14 protein-coding genes and 1 pseudogene are annotated in these 16,509 nt (G+C 63.6%); 5 read left to right on the top strand and 10 right to left on the bottom strand.

The window, feature by feature from the left end:
• Positions 1-484 precede the first annotated feature (484 nt).
• Both FQ664_RS17690 and FQ664_RS17685 read right to left on the bottom strand, forming a co-directional pair.
• The gene (locus FQ664_RS17690) at positions 485-784 is read right to left on the bottom strand and encodes a hypothetical protein (protein WP_144173726.1); all 300 of its coding nucleotides are present in this window, start codon (positions 782-784) and stop codon (positions 485-487) included.
• A 202-nt stretch (positions 785-986) separates the two neighbouring features.
• Positions 987-3,119: a TonB-dependent receptor gene (locus FQ664_RS17685; protein ID WP_178091014.1), complete on the bottom strand. Its 2,133-nt coding sequence runs from the start codon at positions 3,117-3,119 to the stop codon at positions 987-989.
• A gap of 226 nt (positions 3,120-3,345) precedes the next feature.
• Between FQ664_RS17685 and FQ664_RS17680 the strand changes: the two genes are divergently transcribed.
• Entirely contained in the window at positions 3,346-3,927 is a 582-nt protein-coding gene (locus FQ664_RS17680; RefSeq protein ID WP_144173724.1) for a hypothetical protein, read from the top strand.
• Between the two features lie 4 nt (positions 3,928-3,931).
• On the opposite strand, the gene FQ664_RS17675 is transcribed toward FQ664_RS17680, so the two are convergent.
• The gene (locus FQ664_RS17675; RefSeq protein ID WP_144173723.1) at positions 3,932-4,696 is read right to left on the bottom strand and encodes a hypothetical protein; all 765 of its coding nucleotides are present in this window, start codon (positions 4,694-4,696) and stop codon (positions 3,932-3,934) included.
• A gap of 214 nt (positions 4,697-4,910) precedes the next feature.
• Here FQ664_RS17675 and FQ664_RS17670 point away from each other — a divergent pair.
• The 3 genes and pseudogenes from FQ664_RS17670 to FQ664_RS17660 form a co-directional block, all read left to right on the top strand.
• A pseudogene (locus FQ664_RS17670) lies at positions 4,911-5,036 on the top strand (DMT family transporter); the annotation flags it as partial.
• A 102-nt stretch (positions 5,037-5,138) separates the two neighbouring features.
• Positions 5,139-6,113 (top strand): quinone oxidoreductase family protein, encoded by a 975-nt coding sequence (locus tag FQ664_RS17665; protein WP_144173722.1) that lies wholly within the window; start codon positions 5,139-5,141, stop codon positions 6,111-6,113.
• Positions 6,114-6,154: 41 nt separating this feature from the next.
• Complete coding sequence (locus FQ664_RS17660) at positions 6,155-7,075, top strand: LysR family transcriptional regulator (protein ID WP_144173721.1); 921 nt, start codon at positions 6,155-6,157, stop codon at positions 7,073-7,075.
• Between the two features lie 60 nt (positions 7,076-7,135).
• Here FQ664_RS17660 and FQ664_RS17655 read toward each other — a convergent pair whose 3' ends face one another.
• Both FQ664_RS17655 and FQ664_RS17650 read right to left on the bottom strand, forming a co-directional pair.
• Complete coding sequence (locus FQ664_RS17655) at positions 7,136-7,465, bottom strand: hypothetical protein (protein ID WP_144173720.1); 330 nt, start codon at positions 7,463-7,465, stop codon at positions 7,136-7,138.
• Between the two features lie 74 nt (positions 7,466-7,539).
• Positions 7,540-8,190, bottom strand: a complete 651-nt coding sequence (locus tag FQ664_RS17650; RefSeq protein ID WP_144173719.1) for a DUF998 domain-containing protein — start codon at positions 8,188-8,190, stop codon at positions 7,540-7,542.
• A 194-nt stretch (positions 8,191-8,384) separates the two neighbouring features.
• Here FQ664_RS17650 and FQ664_RS17645 point away from each other — a divergent pair, with 194 nt between their 5' ends.
• The gene (locus FQ664_RS17645) at positions 8,385-9,134 is read left to right on the top strand and encodes a FadR/GntR family transcriptional regulator (RefSeq protein WP_144173718.1); all 750 of its coding nucleotides are present in this window, start codon (positions 8,385-8,387) and stop codon (positions 9,132-9,134) included.
• Between the two features lie 22 nt (positions 9,135-9,156).
• Here FQ664_RS17645 and FQ664_RS17640 read toward each other — a convergent pair whose 3' ends face one another.
• The 5 genes from FQ664_RS17640 to FQ664_RS17620 form a co-directional block, all read right to left on the bottom strand.
• Positions 9,157-10,737 (bottom strand): aldehyde dehydrogenase (NADP(+)), encoded by a 1,581-nt coding sequence (locus FQ664_RS17640; protein ID WP_144173717.1) that lies wholly within the window; start codon positions 10,735-10,737, stop codon positions 9,157-9,159.
• Between the two features lie 104 nt (positions 10,738-10,841).
• Positions 10,842-12,395 carry a galactarate dehydratase gene (garD, locus tag FQ664_RS17635; protein WP_144173716.1) on the bottom strand — a complete coding sequence of 518 codons (1,554 nt, stop codon included), beginning with the start codon at positions 12,393-12,395 and terminating at the stop codon, positions 10,842-10,844.
• A gap of 75 nt (positions 12,396-12,470) precedes the next feature.
• Entirely contained in the window at positions 12,471-13,832 is a 1,362-nt protein-coding gene (locus FQ664_RS17630) for an MFS transporter (RefSeq protein WP_144173714.1), read from the bottom strand.
• Positions 13,833-13,936: 104 nt separating this feature from the next.
• Positions 13,937-14,848: a 5-dehydro-4-deoxyglucarate dehydratase gene (gene kdgD, locus FQ664_RS17625; RefSeq protein WP_144173713.1), complete on the bottom strand. Its 912-nt coding sequence runs from the start codon at positions 14,846-14,848 to the stop codon at positions 13,937-13,939.
• A 452-nt stretch (positions 14,849-15,300) separates the two neighbouring features.
• Positions 15,301-16,110 carry a gamma-glutamyl-gamma-aminobutyrate hydrolase family protein gene (locus FQ664_RS17620; RefSeq protein WP_144173712.1) on the bottom strand — a complete coding sequence of 270 codons (810 nt, stop codon included), beginning with the start codon at positions 16,108-16,110 and terminating at the stop codon, positions 15,301-15,303.
• Positions 16,111-16,509 lie beyond the last annotated feature (399 nt).

The following is a 16,509-nucleotide window of genomic DNA, read 5'->3' as shown; positions in this document are numbered from 1 at the left end:
ATAGCGCCGGTGCGCGGCACGATCGCGTAGCGCACCGGCAGGATGGGGATGCGTGCGCTGCAGGCCGGGCCGGAGGTGGCGCTGCTGACGGAGGCGTCAGTCATGGGAGCTCCTTGCTCAGTGTCAAACTTTCTTGCTCATGAAATAAAAGAAAATAGCCTGCTTAATTACTGATAAGCCCGTTGCTATCTATTTCATGGAGACATACTGATGCGTTATTGACGTATATCCTGCGGGCTACCGTACTCTGACTTTCTTGGCGGGCTGTGTGTTGTAGGAAAGTTCTTGCTTTGGTTGCCAAGGTCAGCGCTGGTCGTTGAGTTTCAATGGCAAGACAATGCCTTGACGACCGCTTTTGAGTCGAGGTCGAAAGTGTAAGAATATATTTGAGTGAGTCGGTTGCTGCTCGAACACTTTCAGGAAGGGGAAGTAATGCGGAAGTATTAGTAAGAAATATCTTACTTTATGTTTTGTCTATATATATTTAGTTCTTGCACTTGGCCATCACCACCTGGCAAGTCTTCGGTGTGCCCCCCGACCGGCTGGCATAGCGCACGCAGTTGTTCAGTGATTTCTGCCGGGCAATGCTCAGCGTATTGCCCCACGCCAGGCCACCTTCGCCGGTGGTGGGGACGGCTTTGGCGAAGCAGTTGGAGCCTGTTGCGGGCGTCGCATACCGGGCCTTGCTGGCTTTACTGGAACAGCCGGCGGTGAGCGCCAGGCTGAAGGCGAGCAGGGTAGTCAGCGCCCAAGGCGTGTATGGGCGATTCGGTTTACTGCTCATATGCTCTCCTTACTGATGGGGCAGGGCTCTGCAATCGTAAGCAAGGTGCTGTCTCTGTGGGAGCGGGTTTACCCGCGAACACCGGCAAAGCCGGTGCCATGCACTGCGCAGGATATTGCATTCAAGCGAAGCGGTGAACTCTTGCGTTGCACCAGCTGCAGCGGGGGCTTGCGCCAAGGCAAGGCCCCTGCGGGCGTAGCGATCAGAAACGGTAGTTGAAGCTGGCTTCCAGCGTGCGCGGTGCACCCGGGGTGATCAGGTCAACCGAACCGTGCGCGGAGGCATAGTAGTCGCGGTCGAACACGTTCTTCAGGCGCAGCGCGGCGTCCCACTGCGGCACGCTGTACAGCAGCGCTGCGTCGAAGGTGGTGTAGCCCGGCATCACCACCACATTGTCGAGTGCGGTGTAGCGCTCATCGACGTAGTTGGCGCCAGTGGCTACGCGCCATTCCGGGGTCAGGGTACGCACCAGCCAGACGTTGGCGCTGTTACGCGGCGTCAGGGTAGGGGTCTGGCCTTCGTTGGCCACGCCGTTGGTCTTGCTGTTGGACTTGGTCATCTCGGCATCCAGGTAGGCATAGCCGGCGTAGATCTGCCACTTGTCCGTGAGCTGCCCGCTGACGGTGGCTTCGAAGCCGTCGGTACGTTGTTCGCCGGCCAGCACGGTCAGGTTGGGGTTGGCCGGGTCCGCGGTCTTCATGTTGGTGCGCTCGAGGCGGAATACCGCTGCGGTCACTGACAGGCGGCTATCGAGCAGGTCCCACTTGGCACCGAGTTCGTAGTTGGTGGTTTCTTCCGGCTCCAGATGTTGGTTGGTCGGGCTGACCGCGAACACCTCCCCCGAGGGCTGGTAGCTGCGGCTGACCGAGATATAGTAGGACTGGATGTTATCCGGCTGGTAGACCAGGCCGGCACGGGGGCTCCAGGTCTTGTCGGTACGGTCGAGGTCGACGTTCTGCGTGCGGTCGTCGTCATACTCCTGGCCAAAGATGTCATAACGCACACCGACCAAGGCCTTCCAGTGCTCGTTCAGCTCGATCAAGTCCTGCACATACAGGCCGGTGGTCTGCTGAAAGTTGGTGCCCTTGGACGACAGGTTGGCGGCGTGCTCCGGCACCGGCACCAGGGCGTCGCGGTACACCGGCACCTGCGCCACGTTGCTCTGGCTCAGTACCCGCTGGTACTTGTCCTGGAAACCCACTTCCACGCCATACAGCAAGCTGTGCTGCATGCCGGCGAGCTGCGTCTGTTGCTTGAGCTCGGTCTGGTTGAACATGCCGTACTCGTCGCGGGCGACGTTGCCGCGGTTGAGCTTGACCAGCAGTTCGCCGTTGGGCGCGGTGACGAAGCGCGTCGGGCTGCTGTCGGCCAAGGTGTTGTTGCGGTCCAGATCGTAGCGGTAGTAGCGGCTGGTGTTGGTCAGCGTGAAGTCGTCGTTGATGCGGTAGTCCAGGCTTGCAGTCAGCGAGAACACTTCGCTGCGGGCGTAATCCTGGTCGGCATCGCCGGAGCCGAAGCGCTTGTCGCGGTCCACGTCTACCGGGCGGTTGCCCAGCGCCGGGATGCCGAAGTCGATCAGGCGCTTGTCGTACAGGTAGGTGGCGCCCAGGTTCAGTTCCAGGTCGTCGGACAGGCGGAAGTAGGCCGACGGCGCGATGGCTTTGCGGTCAATGTAGCCATCGTCGCGGAAGGTGTCGCTGTCTTCGAAGGCACCGGTCACACGGTAAGCCTGGTTGCTTTGCGGGTCGGCCCAGCCGGTGTCGAACTGGGTGCGGCGCTTGCCTTCGCTGTCGAAGGTCATGCCGACCTCGCGCTTGGGCGTAAAGCTCGGCTTCTTGCTGATGCTGTTGATCAGGCCACCTGAAGAACCACGGCCATACAGCACGGCGGCAGGGCCCTTGATGACCTCGACACGCTCGATATTGGACAGGTCGCGGAAGTACAGGGCGTCGTCGCGCACACCGTCGATGTACATGTCACCAATGGCGCTGAAGCCGCGGATGGTCACCTGGTCGCGCTGGCCGTCGCCGTTGGACAGGCCGACGCCGGGCACGTTCTTCAGCACGTCTTCCATGGATTGCGCACCCTGGTCCTTGATCACGCTTTCGGGTACGACGTTGACGGTTTGTGGAATATCGCGCAGAGGGGCGTCGATCTTCATGGCGCTGCGGCTTTCGCTGGCCTTGTAGCTTTGCTGTTCGTAGGCGCTGGTGACGGCAGTGGCGGGCAGGGCCAGGGAGCCCTGCGACTCAGGTTGAACAGCCGCGTGAATCGCAGGTACAACCAGCAGGCCGAGCATGCAGATTGATGCCTGGGCAACAGACTTTTTTGCCATTACAGGTGACTCTTTGTTGTATTTGGGAGGTCACGAATGGTAATGGTTTGCAAATGTAAATCAAGTGTAAAGACTTCGCATTTGCTTTTGAAAGGAGTCGACCGCGAAAAAACGACGAAATGCGTCGCCAGGGGGAGGGCCGGCAAGGCCGCAGGTAACGGCTATGCTTGTCAGCGCGTGAACATTTCACGCACCTATCCGGTCTTGATTACATGGAAGCAGGCCTATGAATCCAATTCGTTCTCTCGCTCGTGCTGTTGCCCTTGCCACGCTGGCGTCCGCCGCCTGCTTCACCGTGCAGGCGGCCGGTATTCCCATTGGCAGCGAGGCGCTGGAGAGCCACGTCACCACACAGGTCACGGCCATCGACCTGGCCAACCGCCAAGTCACGGTGAAAGGCCCTGACGACAAGCACGATGTGACCTTCCAGCTCACGGAAAAGGCCAAGGCGCTGCCCAACCTCAAGGTGGGTGACCAGGTCGACATCTACGTGACCCGTGCGGTGGCTTATGTGCTGAATCCCGAAGTGGGCGGGGCGCCGAAGGCAACTGAAGAGTCCGGTACCATCCGCGCCACGGCGGACAACCCCAACCCGGGCGGCGAAGCGTTCCGCCAGGTCAGGGTCACGTCGCAGATCAAGAAGATCGACCTCAAGACGCATGAGGTGAGCCTGCTGCCGCCGGAGGGCAAGCTGCAGGTGGTCAAGGTCGAGAACCCGGACTTGCAAGCGCGCATGAAGAACCTCAAGGTCGGCCAGACGGTCGACGCGATCTACACCGAAGTGCTGCGCGTCGAAACCTCGCGCTGACCATTCATTGGGGCAGGCTCCGGGTTGCCCGCGTATGGATCCGCCGTGATGCCTTGCATGACGGCGGATGTCGTTCGAACAGCTGAATCACCCAGTCGGGCCGGGTCTTGCTGGCATCGTTGAGCCAATTGGCAACCGAGTCCTGGGCATACTTGTCGGCTTCGGCCAAGTGGGGCACCAGCAGTGGCTCGGCCGCTTCCGGCGCCTGCTTGAGTGCGGCGATGTGCTCGCACCACACGCCACGCGGGCGCAGTACCTCGATGCAGAAGCGTCGTACCAGAGGGTCGCTGTTGCCGGCATGCCGGGCAAGCAGGGCAAGGGCGTTATCCAGCACTTGAGCCAGGCGCGGGCGCAGGGCCATCCAGGCCCATTCGCGCACGCCGAAATGTTCATCGCGAGCAAAACGCAGCTGGGCCAGCAATGCGGCTTCGAGATCGAGCGTGCGCGACAGGTGCGCCTGGGCGAAAGCCGCCCAGCTGCGCACCGTATCGGAGCTGTGTGCGCTGCACCGCTCGAACACCTGCTGGCGCTGGGGCGCAGGTGCTGATTCCAGCCACTGCCCAAGGGTAACCCCGATACCCGTGATTTTTTTTGAAAGGCCCCGCGAGCATGTTTCTTCGGCGCAGGTAGCCAACTGTTCGATCAGTGTGTCGGGCAGCTGGCTTGCCAATGCACTGACCAGTGTCCTTTGATCCACTGCCAGGCATTCGGCCAGGTTGCGGGTGGGCAACTGCCCATGGTCGATCAGGGTTGTGCGTTCATCTGTCATCGAATGTGCTCCATCACATACGGTCTGGTCTCAGCCGTGAACCCGCCTGTTCGAGCCTCAGGCGCCGCGGCTGGGCAGCATCCTAGCCCAATTGGCAGGTATCCATGTGACGAATAGCATGGGTGCACACTTTCGATTTGCATGGATAAAGGGAATTTTCCGATCATCGCCTGAACATATGTCACGAATGAGGACTGCCATGTTCAGCTAAAACTTGTGCCTTCTGGTGCTTCCCTTTGCCCTGGCGTTGCTTGCCGGTGCCATGCTGCCGTTCCAGGCTGCGGGGAATGCCGCCGTCGGCCGGGCGCTGGGCCATTGGCTGTGGGGCGCGTTCACGTCGAATTGCTGCAACGAGTGCAGAAATCATCTGCATTCCACCTGATTGTTCAACTTGCCCTGCCTGCTTAGCCTGACTCGAACACCCATCCGACAGGATTCGATCATGGCTACCCGCATCATTCTCAACAGCACCGGCACTGCCGATGTCATGCAGCTTGAACACTTGCAAGCACAACTTCCAGGGCCCGGCCAGGTCTGGCTGCAACAGACAGCCATGGGCGTGAACCCGCTCGACGTGTTGCAGCGCAAGGGCGCTGCCCCCCTGGCGTTGCCGTCCGGGCTGGGGCTGGAAGGTTCCGGGCGGGTCTCGGCTGTCGGGGAGGGGGTATATAACGTGCAGGTGGGCGATCGGGTCGCCTATGCGATGGGCCCGGTTGGCGGTTACGCCAGCGGCCGCCTGTACCCGGCCGAGCGCCTGGTCAAGCTACCGCCGCAGCTGGATGACCAGGCCGCCGCCGCGGTGCTGTTCAAGGGCATCACGGCGCAGTACTTGCTGAAGACCACCTATGCCGTGGGCCCGGGCAGCCAAGTGCTGCTGTACGGTGCCGCCGGTGCCTTGGGCCAGTTGATGGCACCCTGGGCGCGGCATCTGGGGGCGACGGTGATCGGCGTGGTGTCACGCTCGCAGAGTGTGGCAAGGGCCCAGGCAGCGGGCTGCCACCATGTGCTGGTGTTCGACGCGGCAACCTTGGCCGGCCAGGTGCGTGAGCTGACCCAGGGGCAGGGTGTGGACGTGGCCTATGACTGTGTCGGCAAGGTGTCGCTGCAAGCCTCGCTGGACAGCCTGCGGGTGCGTGGTTTGCTGGTGTCGTTCGGCGGCACCTCCGGTGCGCCGGCGGCCATCGAGGTTGCCACGCTCAACGCCAAGGGCTCGCTGTACCTGACCCGGCCCTCGCTGGCGGCGCACACCCGCACGGTCGACGAGTACCAGCAGCGCGCCGCCGATGTGCTGGCGGCGGTCGCCAAGGGTATCATCCAGCCTCGGGTCTGGCGTCGCTACCCGCTGGCCGAAGCGGCCAGGGCCCACGAGGACCTGGAGCAAGGGCTGGCGGAGGGCGCACTGGTCCTTACCGCCTGATGCCCGATCCCTGATCCCACTGCCTTGTGCCGAGCCTTGCCATGGATGCCTTCGACAGCCGCCGCGCCGATCAACTTGCCACCTTGCTGGCCCTGCACGAGCAGGGCTCGTTTGCCGCTGCCGGGCGGCAGCTGGCGCGTCACCCCACGGTGCTGTCGAAGCGCTTGAGCGCACTGGAAGCACGCCTGGGCATTCGCCTGGTGGAGCGCAGTACGCGGCAGTTGCGCTTTACCGATGAAGGCGAGCGGCTGGTTGCCAAGGTGCGTGAGGCCAACCGGCTGATCGCCGAGGCGGAACAGGAAGCAGCCGAGGGCGCAGCGACGGTACGTGGGCGCCTGCGCCTGGCGTTGCCGGCCGCCATGGGGCGGCGCTGGTTGAGCGGGATGCTGGCCGATTTCGTGCTGGCCTACCCGCAGGTGATGGTAGAGGCCGAGTATGCCGATCGTTTCGTCGACCTGATCGGCGAGGGTTTCGACGCCGCCATCCGTGTTGGCGAGCTGGCTGACAACCGCCTGGTGGCCAGGAAGCTGTGCGATCATCGGCGCATCCTGTGTGCGTCGCCCGAGTACCTGGCCCGGTATGGTGCACCTGTGCAGCCGGAGGATCTTGCTGGGCATGACTGCCTGGGTTTCAGTGGCTTGCGAAGCTTCCCCGAATGGCGCCTGATGCGTGGTGGGCAGCAGGTGAGTGTCAAAGTTGCCGGTAGCCTGCGCAGCAATGACAACGAAGCCCTGCTGGAGGCGGCGCGGCGTGGCGTGGGTATTCTGGCCGGGGGTGACTGGCTGATGGGCGAGGACCTGGCCAGCGGGCGCCTGATGCGGGTGCTGCCGCAATGGCAACTGGACGTGGCGGCGGGCATTTACCTGGTTCGGTCTACCGCGCGTCTCAACACTGCCGCCCTGGGGGCCTTCAAAGCCTGGCTGGAAGCACGCTTCGAGGCCGGCGCCCCCTGGCGGCTTTGACACGCTCTCATAGGATTGCACATAACTCGTTGAATTAGCAGGGCCATCTCCCACAGGGCTTTATCGCCTTGCTACAGCATGCAGCACGCACTGCTCGTAATAGGTCTGCCTGATCGCTGCAGGTTTGAGCCGCGAGCGGCTGTTGTAGGTCTGCTCGGTAATGCCGAAGGCGGTCATACGCATCCACGGTTTGGGAAATTTGCGCACCTGCAGCTTCTTGCGCGTGGCGTACAGGGTTACCCCGGAAAGCTTGGCTTGCTGGGCCTCGGCGGCTATCTGCGCGCCCCAGCCGCAGGTGTGGCGATCGTTCTGGCTCAGCGCCCGTGCCTGGGCGCCGAAAGCGAGCGTGGCCAGCAGGCAGCCGGCAATCGTTGCTAGAAGTACTCGCATGTTGCTGTCCTAAGCATCTGAAGGAAAACGAAGTTTGCCTTCGCTAGCAGACACTGGGGGCCAGCAATTTGCTGTCAGATTGTGGCCATGCGCAACGGGCCGGTGACGGGTGTGCGCAGGCTGGTCCAGGCCAGGCTGGCGACCCAGATCACCGACACGCCGTAGTTCAGGCGCTGGTACAGGCCGAACAACTGACCGCTTTGTGCCGCCTGGCTCATGAGCGCGACGCTGACAATCGCCAGTACCACGCAAGCCAGGGAGAACAGCGCGAAGGCCTGCGAACCGGTAATACGGTTGCCCAGCCAGGCCCACAGGGCGCTGGCCAGGGTCAGCGAGAGGAACATCAACAGGCCGGACAGGTTGTGCAGTTGTTGTGACGTGGAAGGCTGCGCCGGGGCACAACCCTGGTCGCAGGGGAACCAGCCGGTGCCCAGGCTGCCGATGCCATGCAACAGCATCAGGGCCGCACTCAGCAACGCCAGCTTCGAACCCCGCCAGCGCCGCGCCAGGCCCCAGGCAAACAGCGCGAACAACACGGCGAGGGGGAAGTTGTTGAGCAGCGGCGACCAGCTGTGGGGCGGCGAACCGACGGCGCCGAGCTGGCTCATGGCCTGTTGCAGGTGGTCGTAGCCGGGGTAGGCCTGGGCGGTGAACCATACGCCTGCCAACAGCCAAAGGGGGATCAGCAGGCCGCTGGCAAGCAACAGGCGGTCGAGGGTTTTCATGCTGGGTTTCCTTCCATGGATAAGCGTGAAGCCGCACAGTACAGGTTTGCACAGGCGTCGGGCCAGCACCTCCAGCGTTTTATCCAGGGCCACCTGCCGGCTGTGGCCACCGAGAAATACCGCACTGTGTGTATGTGATCGTACAACCGCTTGCGCTATGATGAGCGCTGTCTTTCAAGGTGAAATACAGGGCAATGACAGAGCAGCAGGTACAGGCAAAGACCCGGCGCAAGCCGCGCAGTCTGGCCCAGGAACTGGTCACGGTGCTGACCGAGCGCATTCGCAGCGGCCAGCTCAAGCGCGGCGACAAGCTGCCGACCGAATCGCAGATCATGGCCGAAGAAGGCGTCAGCCGCACGGTGGTGCGTGAGGCGATCTCGCGGCTGCAGGCCGCCGGGCAGGTCGAGACCCGCCATGGCATCGGCACCTTCGTGCTGGACGCGCCGGCCACGAGTGGCTTTCGTATCGACCCGGCGACCGTGGTCACCCTGCGCGAAGTATTGGCGGTGCTGGAATTGCGCATTGCCCTGGAGATCGAAGCGGCGGGCCTGGCGGCGCAGCGGCGCAGCGATGAAGAGCTGGCCGGCATGCGTGCGGCGCTGGACGAACTCAACGAAGGGGCTGCCCACGCCACGGATGCGGTGTCGGCAGACTTCCAGTTCCACCTGCGCATTGCCCAGGCCAGCGGCAACCACTACTTCGCCGATATCATCAACCACCTGGGCACCAGTATCATCCCGCGTACCCGGCTGAATTCGGCACGGCTGGCCCATGATGACCAGGCGCACTACATGAGCCGGCTGATGCATGAGCACGAGGCGATCTACGAAGCCATCGCCCGGCGTGATAGCGAAGGGGCGAAGATGGCCATGCGCATGCACCTGAGCAATAGCCGCGAGCGCTTGCGCCAGGCGCATGAAGAGGCTGAGGCGCAGGGGGCCTGAAGCTTCTGGTTTCAAGGGGCGATCAGATCGCGGCCTCACTCCACTGGCCATTCACCAGCCGACGCAACCCCAGCGGGTTGCCGTCGCGCAGTGCCTCTGGCAACAGCGCCTGAGGGTAGTTCTGGTAGCACACCGGGCGCAGGAAGCGGTCGATGGCCAGAGTGCCGACCGACGTGCCGCGCGCATCCGACGTGGCCGGGTAAGGCCCACCGTGCACCATCGCATCACACACCTCGACACCGGTCGGGTAGCCGTTGACCAGGATCCGCCCGACTTTCTCCTCCAGCAGCGGCACCAGCCAGGCGAAGGCCTGCAGGTCTTCCGGCTCGCCGATCAGGGTCGCGGTCAGCTGACCGCGCAGGCCGAGCAGGGCGGCGCGCAGTTGGTCGTTGTCCTGCACTTCCACGGCAACGGTGGTAGGGCCGAACACTTCTTCCTGCAGCAGCGGGTCAGACTCCACCAACAGGCGCGCATCGGCCTTGAACAGCTGGGCGCGCGCCTGCCTGCCTGTCTGCGCCTGGCCGGCCAGGTGCACGATACCGGCATGGGCATGCAGGTGCTCCAGGCCACCGGCGTAGCTGCGCAGGCCGCCGGCGTTGAGCATGGTCTGGCCGGCCTGCTGGTCCAGGTGCTGGCCAAGCTCGGCCAGCAGTTGGCGGTACTGCGGAGATTGCAGGCCGATCACCAGGCCCGGGTTGGTGCAAAACTGGCCAGCACCCAGGCACACCGAGCTGGCCAGCTCTCGGGCGATGGCTTCGCCACGCTGGGCCAGGGCACCCGGCAGGATGATCACCGGGTTGATGCTGGACATCTCGGCGAACACCGGGATCGGCTGCGGGCGCTCGGCGGCCATGCGGCACAGGGCGTCACCGCCTTTCAGCGAGCCGGTGAAACCGACGGCCTGGATGGCCGGGTGCCTGACCAGCCACTCGCCGACGCCACCACCGAACACCATGTTGAACACGCCCTTGGGCATGCCGGTGCGCTCGGCGGCGCGCTGGATGGCACTGCCGACCAGGTCGGCGGTGGCCATGTGGCCGCTGTGGGCCTTGAACACCACCGGGCAACCGGCGGCCAGGGCCGCAGCGGTATCGCCACCGGCGGTGGAGAAGGCCAACGGGAAGTTGCTGGCGCCGAACACGGCGACCGGGCCGACGCCGATGCGCATCTGGCGCAGGTCCACGCGTGGCAGGGGCTGGCGCTCCGGCAGGGCCAGATCGATGCGCGCACCGAGGAAGTCACCTCGGCGCAACACTTGGGCGAACAGGCGCATCTGGCCGCTGGTACGGCCGCGCTCGCCGAGGATGCGCGCGGGGGGCAGGGCGGTTTCACGGCAGACGATGGCGACGAACGTGTCGTCCAGTTCGTCCAGTTCGGCGGCGATGGCGTCGAGGAATTCGGCGCGCCGCGCCGGGGCCAACTGGCGGAATTCGGCGAAGGCAGCGGCCGCGGCCTTGGCGGCCTGGTCCACTTCGGCTTCGGTGGCCTGGGCAAAGTTGTAGGGCAGAGCCTCGCCAGTGCTGGCGTCCAGGCTCTGCAGGCGCTGTGGACCAGCGGCGCTGCGCTGGCCGGCGATGAAGTTGTGGCCGAGAATTTCAGGCATGGGGTGCTCCTGTAGAGAGTAATGAAGGAAGAGAACGTGCTTGAGGAGTTTGCTCGGACCCTGTGGGAGCGCGTTGCAATGTTGAATTGGGCGAGCCCTTGGCATCAGGTAATCGGTGCCGGGTTGAACAGGGTGATGTCGTTGTGCAGGCGATGCTGTTCGGCCCAGGTCTGCTTGCGACCGCTGGCCACGTCCAGGTAGTAGTGGAACAGCTCCCAGCCCAGCTCCTCGATGGTCGAGCGGCCGCTGGCGATGCGCCCGGCGTCGATGTCGATCAGGTCGGGCCAGCGCTGGGCCAGCTCGCTGCGGGTGCAAACCTTGACCACTGGCGCCATGGCCAGGCCGTACGGGGTGCCGCGGCCGGTGGTGAACACATGCAGGTTCATACCGGCTGCCAGTTGCAGGGTGCCGCAGACAAAGTCGCTGGCCGGGGTGGCGCAGAAGATCAGGCCTTTGCGGTTGACCCGCTCGCCGGGGCCAAGCACGCCCTGGATGGCGCCGCTACCGGACTTGACGATCGAACCCAGGGACTTTTCGACGATATTCGACAGGCCGCCTTTCTTGTTGCCCGGCGTGGTGTTGGCGCTGCGGTCGGCGGCGCCTTGCTGCAGGTAGCGGTCGTACCAGTCCATTTCGCGCACCAGGGCGTCTGCCACCTCCTGGTTTTCCGCGCGCGAGGTGAGCATGTAGATGGCGTCACGCACTTCGGTCACTTCCGAGAACAGCACGGTAGCGCCGGCGCGTACCAGCAGGTCGGCGGCGTAGCCTAGCGCCGGGTTGGCGGTGATGCCCGAGAAGGCATCGCTGCCCCCGCATTGCATTCCCAGGATCAGTTCGCTGGCCGGCACGCTTTCGCGGCGGCGCTGGTCGAGTTTCTTCAGGCGGGTTTCGGCCAGTTCCATGATCTGTTCGATCATTTCCACAAAGCCCAGGCTGGCGTCCTGCAGGCGGTACAGCCACGGGTCGCTGAGGTCCACCGAGGGGTCGTTGTCGTGCATCACCTGGCCGGCCTGCAGCTTTTCGCAGCCCAGGCTGATGACCAGGGCCTCGCCGCCCAGGTTGGGGTTGCGCGCCAGGTTGCGCACCGTGCGGATCGGGATGTAGGCATCGCGCGCGTTGATCGCCACGCCGCAGCCATAGCTGTGGGTGATGGCCACCACGTCATCGACGTTGGGGTACCGGGGCAACAGCTCGTTGCGAATGCGCTTGAGCGCATGCTCCAGCACGCCCGCCACGCACTGCACGGTGGTGGTGATGCCGAGGATGTTGCGGGTGCCGACGGTGCCGTCGGCGTTGCGGTAGCCTTCGAAGGTGAAGCCTTCGAGCGGCGGCAGCGGCTGCGGGATAGCGTCGCAGCGTGGCAGGCTGTCCAGCTCCGGGGCGGCCGGCATGGCCAGCTGGCTCTCCTGCACCCAACTGCCCTGGCGCAGGTCTTCCAGTGCGTAGCCGATGATCTGCCCGTAGCGGCGCACCGGCTCGCCCTTGGCGATGGCTACGGTGGCCACCTTGTGGCTCTGGGGTACGCCTTCGACCAGGGTCAGGCCGTCGGCGAAGCGGGCGCCTTCGCCCAGGCCGCCATCGTTGACCACCACCACGACATTGTCGTCGTCGTGCAGGCGGACGTAGCGGGGCGAGTCGGAATGTTCGATCAACTGCATGTTCGGGCCCTACTTGTCAGGTTCTCAGGCTTTTGTACATCCGCCCGCGGCGGGGGCCGACGCGGGCGTGTTCTCTCAGTGGCGCGAGCCGGCCAGTTCGCTGCCGGCCGCCGGCCCGGCGTCAGGCTTTGGGCTTTCACGCAGCTCGATGCGCTTGATCGGGCCGACGATCACCAGATAGCTGAACACCGCCACCAGGGCGTTGGCGCCGACATACACCAGGGCCCACTTGAACGAACCCGTGGCGCTGATGATGTAGCCGATGACGATCGGCGTGGTGATCGAGGCGATGTTGCCGAAGGTGTTGAACAGTCCGCCCGACAGCCCGGCGATCTGCTTCGGCGAGGTGTCGGCGACCACCGCCCAGCCCAGCGCACCGATGCCTTTGCCGAAGAACGCCAGGGTCATGAAGCCGACCACCATCCACTCGGCGTCGACGTAGTTGCAGAACACCATACTGGTCGACAGCAGCAGGCCGCAGACGATCGGCAGCTTGCGCGAGAAGGTCAGCGAGTTGCCGCGGCGCAACAGCCAGTCGGAGATCACCCCACCCAACACGCCACCGATGAAACCGCAGACCGCCGGCAGCGAGGCGATGAAGCCGGCCTTGAGGATGGTCATGCCGCGTTCCTGCACCAGGTACACCGGGAACCAAGTGAGGAAGAAGTAGGTGATGGCGTTGATGCAGTACTGGCCCAGGTACACGCCCAGCAGCATGCGGCTGGTCAGCAGTTGCTTGATGTAACCCCATTTCGGCCCGTCGTTGCCGCGCTTCTGGTCCATGTCCACCAGGCCACCGTTGTGCTCGATGTGCTCGAGTTCGCCAGGGCTGATGCGTGGGTGTTGGCGCGGGTTGTAGATGGTCTTCAGCCACACCATGGAGAACACGATGCCCAGTGCGCCCATGACCACGAACACGTGCTCCCAGCCGAAGCTGAACACGATCCAGCCCATGATCGGGGCGAACAGTGCGGTGGCGAAGTACTGCGCCGAGTTGAAGATGGCCGAGGCGGTGCCGCGTTCCTGGGTCGGGAACCAGGCCGCGACGATGCGCGCATTGCCCGGGAACGACGGGGCTTCGGCAAACCCGACCAGGAAGCGCAGGGTGAACAGCGTCACCACCGCCCAGGCCACCGGCAGGCCGCCGACAAAGCCCTGCAACAGGGTGAACAGCGACCAGGTGAAGATGCTGAAGGCGTAGACGTTCTTGGAGCCAAAGCGATCGAGCAGCCAGCCGCCAGGAATCTGGCCAGCCACGTAAGCCCAACCGAAGGCGGAGAAGATGTAGCCGAGGGTCACGGCGTCGATGCCGAGGTCCTTCTGCAGGCTGGAGCCTGCGATTGCAATGGTGGCACGGTCGGCGTAGTTGATCGTGGTCACCAGGAACAGCATGAACAGGATCAGGTAGCGCACATGCGTCTTCTTCGTCGCTTGCATGCTGGTAGTACTCCCACTAGTTATTTTTGTGCGGGCTGACGAATTGTAACCGGAGAGGGGCTGGCCCACTCCGGGCGCGGCAGCTGGCAGGCCGCGGGCGGCGCTTACTGCGGGCCCATCTTGTCCATCAGCGCGGCGAGTTTTTCGTACTCGTCGGCGGTGAGGTCGGTAAGTGGAGTACGCACCGGGCCGGCATCGTAACCGGCGATTCTGGCGCCGGCCTTGACGATGCTCACGGCGTAGCCGGCCTTGCGGTTGCGGATGTCCAGGTACGGCAGGAAGAAGTCGTCGATCAGCTTGGCCACGCTGGCGTGGTCGTCACGGGCGATGGCGTTGTAGAAGTCCATGGCGGTCTTCGGCACGAAGTTGAACACGGCGGAGGAGTACACCGGCACACCCAGGGCCTTGTAGGCGGCAGCATATACCTCGGCGGTCGGTAGGCCACCCAGGTAGCTGAAGCGTTCGCCCAGGCGGCGACGGATCGACACCATCAGTTCGATGTCGCCCAGGCCGTCCTTGTAGCCGATCAGGTTCGGGCAGCGCTCGGCCAGTTTTTCCAGCAGGTCGGCGTTAAGGCGACAGACGTTACGGTTGTAGACGACTACGCCGATGTTTACCGATTTGCACACCGCTTCGACGTGGGCGGCGACGCCTTCCTGGCTGGCTTCGGTCAGGTAGTGTGGCAGCAGCAGCAGGCCCTTGGCACCCAGGCGCTCGGCTTCTTGCGCGTATTCGATGGCCTGGCGGGTGGAACCGCCAACGCCGGCGAGGATGGGTACCGACTTGGCGCAGGTGTCGACGGCGGTCTTGATCACCTGGCTGTATTCGCTGGCAGCCAGGGAGAAGAACTCACCGGTGCCACCGGCGGCGAACAGGGCGCTGGCGCCGTAAGGGGCGAGCCATTCCAGGCGTTTGATGTAGCCAGCCGGGTTGAAGTCGCCCTGGGCGTTGAAGTCGGTGACCGGGAAAGACAGCAGGCCGTGGGAGAGGATGGATTTCAGTTCTTGTGGAGTCATTGTTGTAGGCATCCTGTGGCGCTTGGGTGAAGGGTGTTGTTCTGCGATAGAGGTAAGTTATCGTACAACATGTGCGATGACTAGTCCCTCTTGCGAGATTTTTTTGGGGGGGGCAGGGAAAAGTGTTGTTGCCTGTGCTGGCCTCTTCGCGGGTAAACCCGCTTCCATAGGGATTTCAGAGGTCTTGAAGGCTTTGCAGTACCTATGTGGGAGCGGGTTTACCCGCGAAGAGGCCAGCACAGGCGACAGCAGTGGATACAGGAGATACCGAGGGTAGTCTGACTGCGATCAGTCATCGTATCTCACGAGGGGGAAGGAAAAAACGATCGCGGAGACAGGCACAAGCCCGCCGCCCGTTTCCACGGGAAGTGTTCTGGGACCAGCAGAGGGTGACCGGGGAAAACGGGGGCGGCCTTGCGCCGCCCCGCGATCAAAGCAGAGGAAACTGAAGGTCAGGCCGCGTGCTGGCGCTTGATCTGCGCCTTGCGTACCTGGGCCCGGCAAGCGTCGCCGAAAGCCTGGAAGATCTTGATCGAATCCGGGTTCTTCGCTGCTTGCCACTCCGGATGCCACTGCACGGCGAACAGGAACGGCGAAATGCTCGGGGCATGGATCGCCTCGACCAGACCGTCTTCGGCGTGGGCGATGGCCTCGATGCCGGCGCCGAGCTTGTGCAGGCCTTGGCCATGCAGCGAGTTGACGCGAATCTCGTCGGTACCCAGGGTGTCACGCAGCCAGCTGTCCGGCTTGATCTTCACGCCGTGCACCTGGGCGTATTGCACCTCGACCGGGTCTTCCGGGTTTTCCCGATGGTCGTTGAAGCCAGGCGCGGCGTACACCTTCTGGTAGATGTCGCCACCCAGGGCCACGTTGATTTCCTGCATGCCACGGCAGATGCCGAAGATCGGCAGACCACGCTTGATCGCCGCCTTGACCAGCGGGATGTCGAACAGGTCGCGGTTCTTGTCCTGGCCTTTGCCAGGGGTCTCGTTCTCCTGACCGTACAGGGCCGGGTCGATGTTGCTGCCGGCGCCGGTCAGGTACACGCCGTCGGCCATGTCCAGATAGGTCTCGAGGTCTTCGATGCCGCAGCAGGTGGGCACCAGCACCGGGACGCAATCGGAAAACTCGACCAGCGGGGTGATGTATTTGTGGGTCATGACCTGGTAGTCATGGCCTTTGCGTTCTTGGCTGCCCATGGTCATCAGGACCACGGGTTTGCGCAGGGAGGGTTGCTTGTTGCCAATGTTGCTGTTGGACATATGTCACCTTGGGACAGGTTCGACCTGTCGTTGTTGTGCAGGCGCACGGCGCGGGGCCCTGGGTGCAACCTGTAGCCCCGAGCACTGCCGGCTCGTCAGAGGCGACGATTCCGGTCGGGGCTTGTAGATAGCTTGCCAGAGCCGTTCGATATGTCAAACGACTGGAGAGGGCTTTATGGCGGGGAGTGCGCCGTTTTTTAAGGGCTGAAACCGATGCGGGCCTGTTGCGGCGTGGGTTTGGCGGAGATTAAGGTCAATAATATTTAACGATGCAGTTGGGTCTTTGCAGCGGTGCAATAAAGGTGTTGCCTGTGCCGGCCTCTTCGCGGGTAAACCCGCTTGTATGGTAGGACTTGAAGGGAGGAGGAGGGTCATAACTCGCTTCTGACTGTTCGCAGC

This window comes from Pseudomonas persica (assembly GCF_900291015.1).
Lineage (GTDB): Bacteria > Pseudomonadota > Gammaproteobacteria > Pseudomonadales > Pseudomonadaceae > Aquipseudomonas.
Note: the sequence above shows the minus strand (reverse complement) of the source record. Positions and strands in the feature narration are given on the sequence as shown.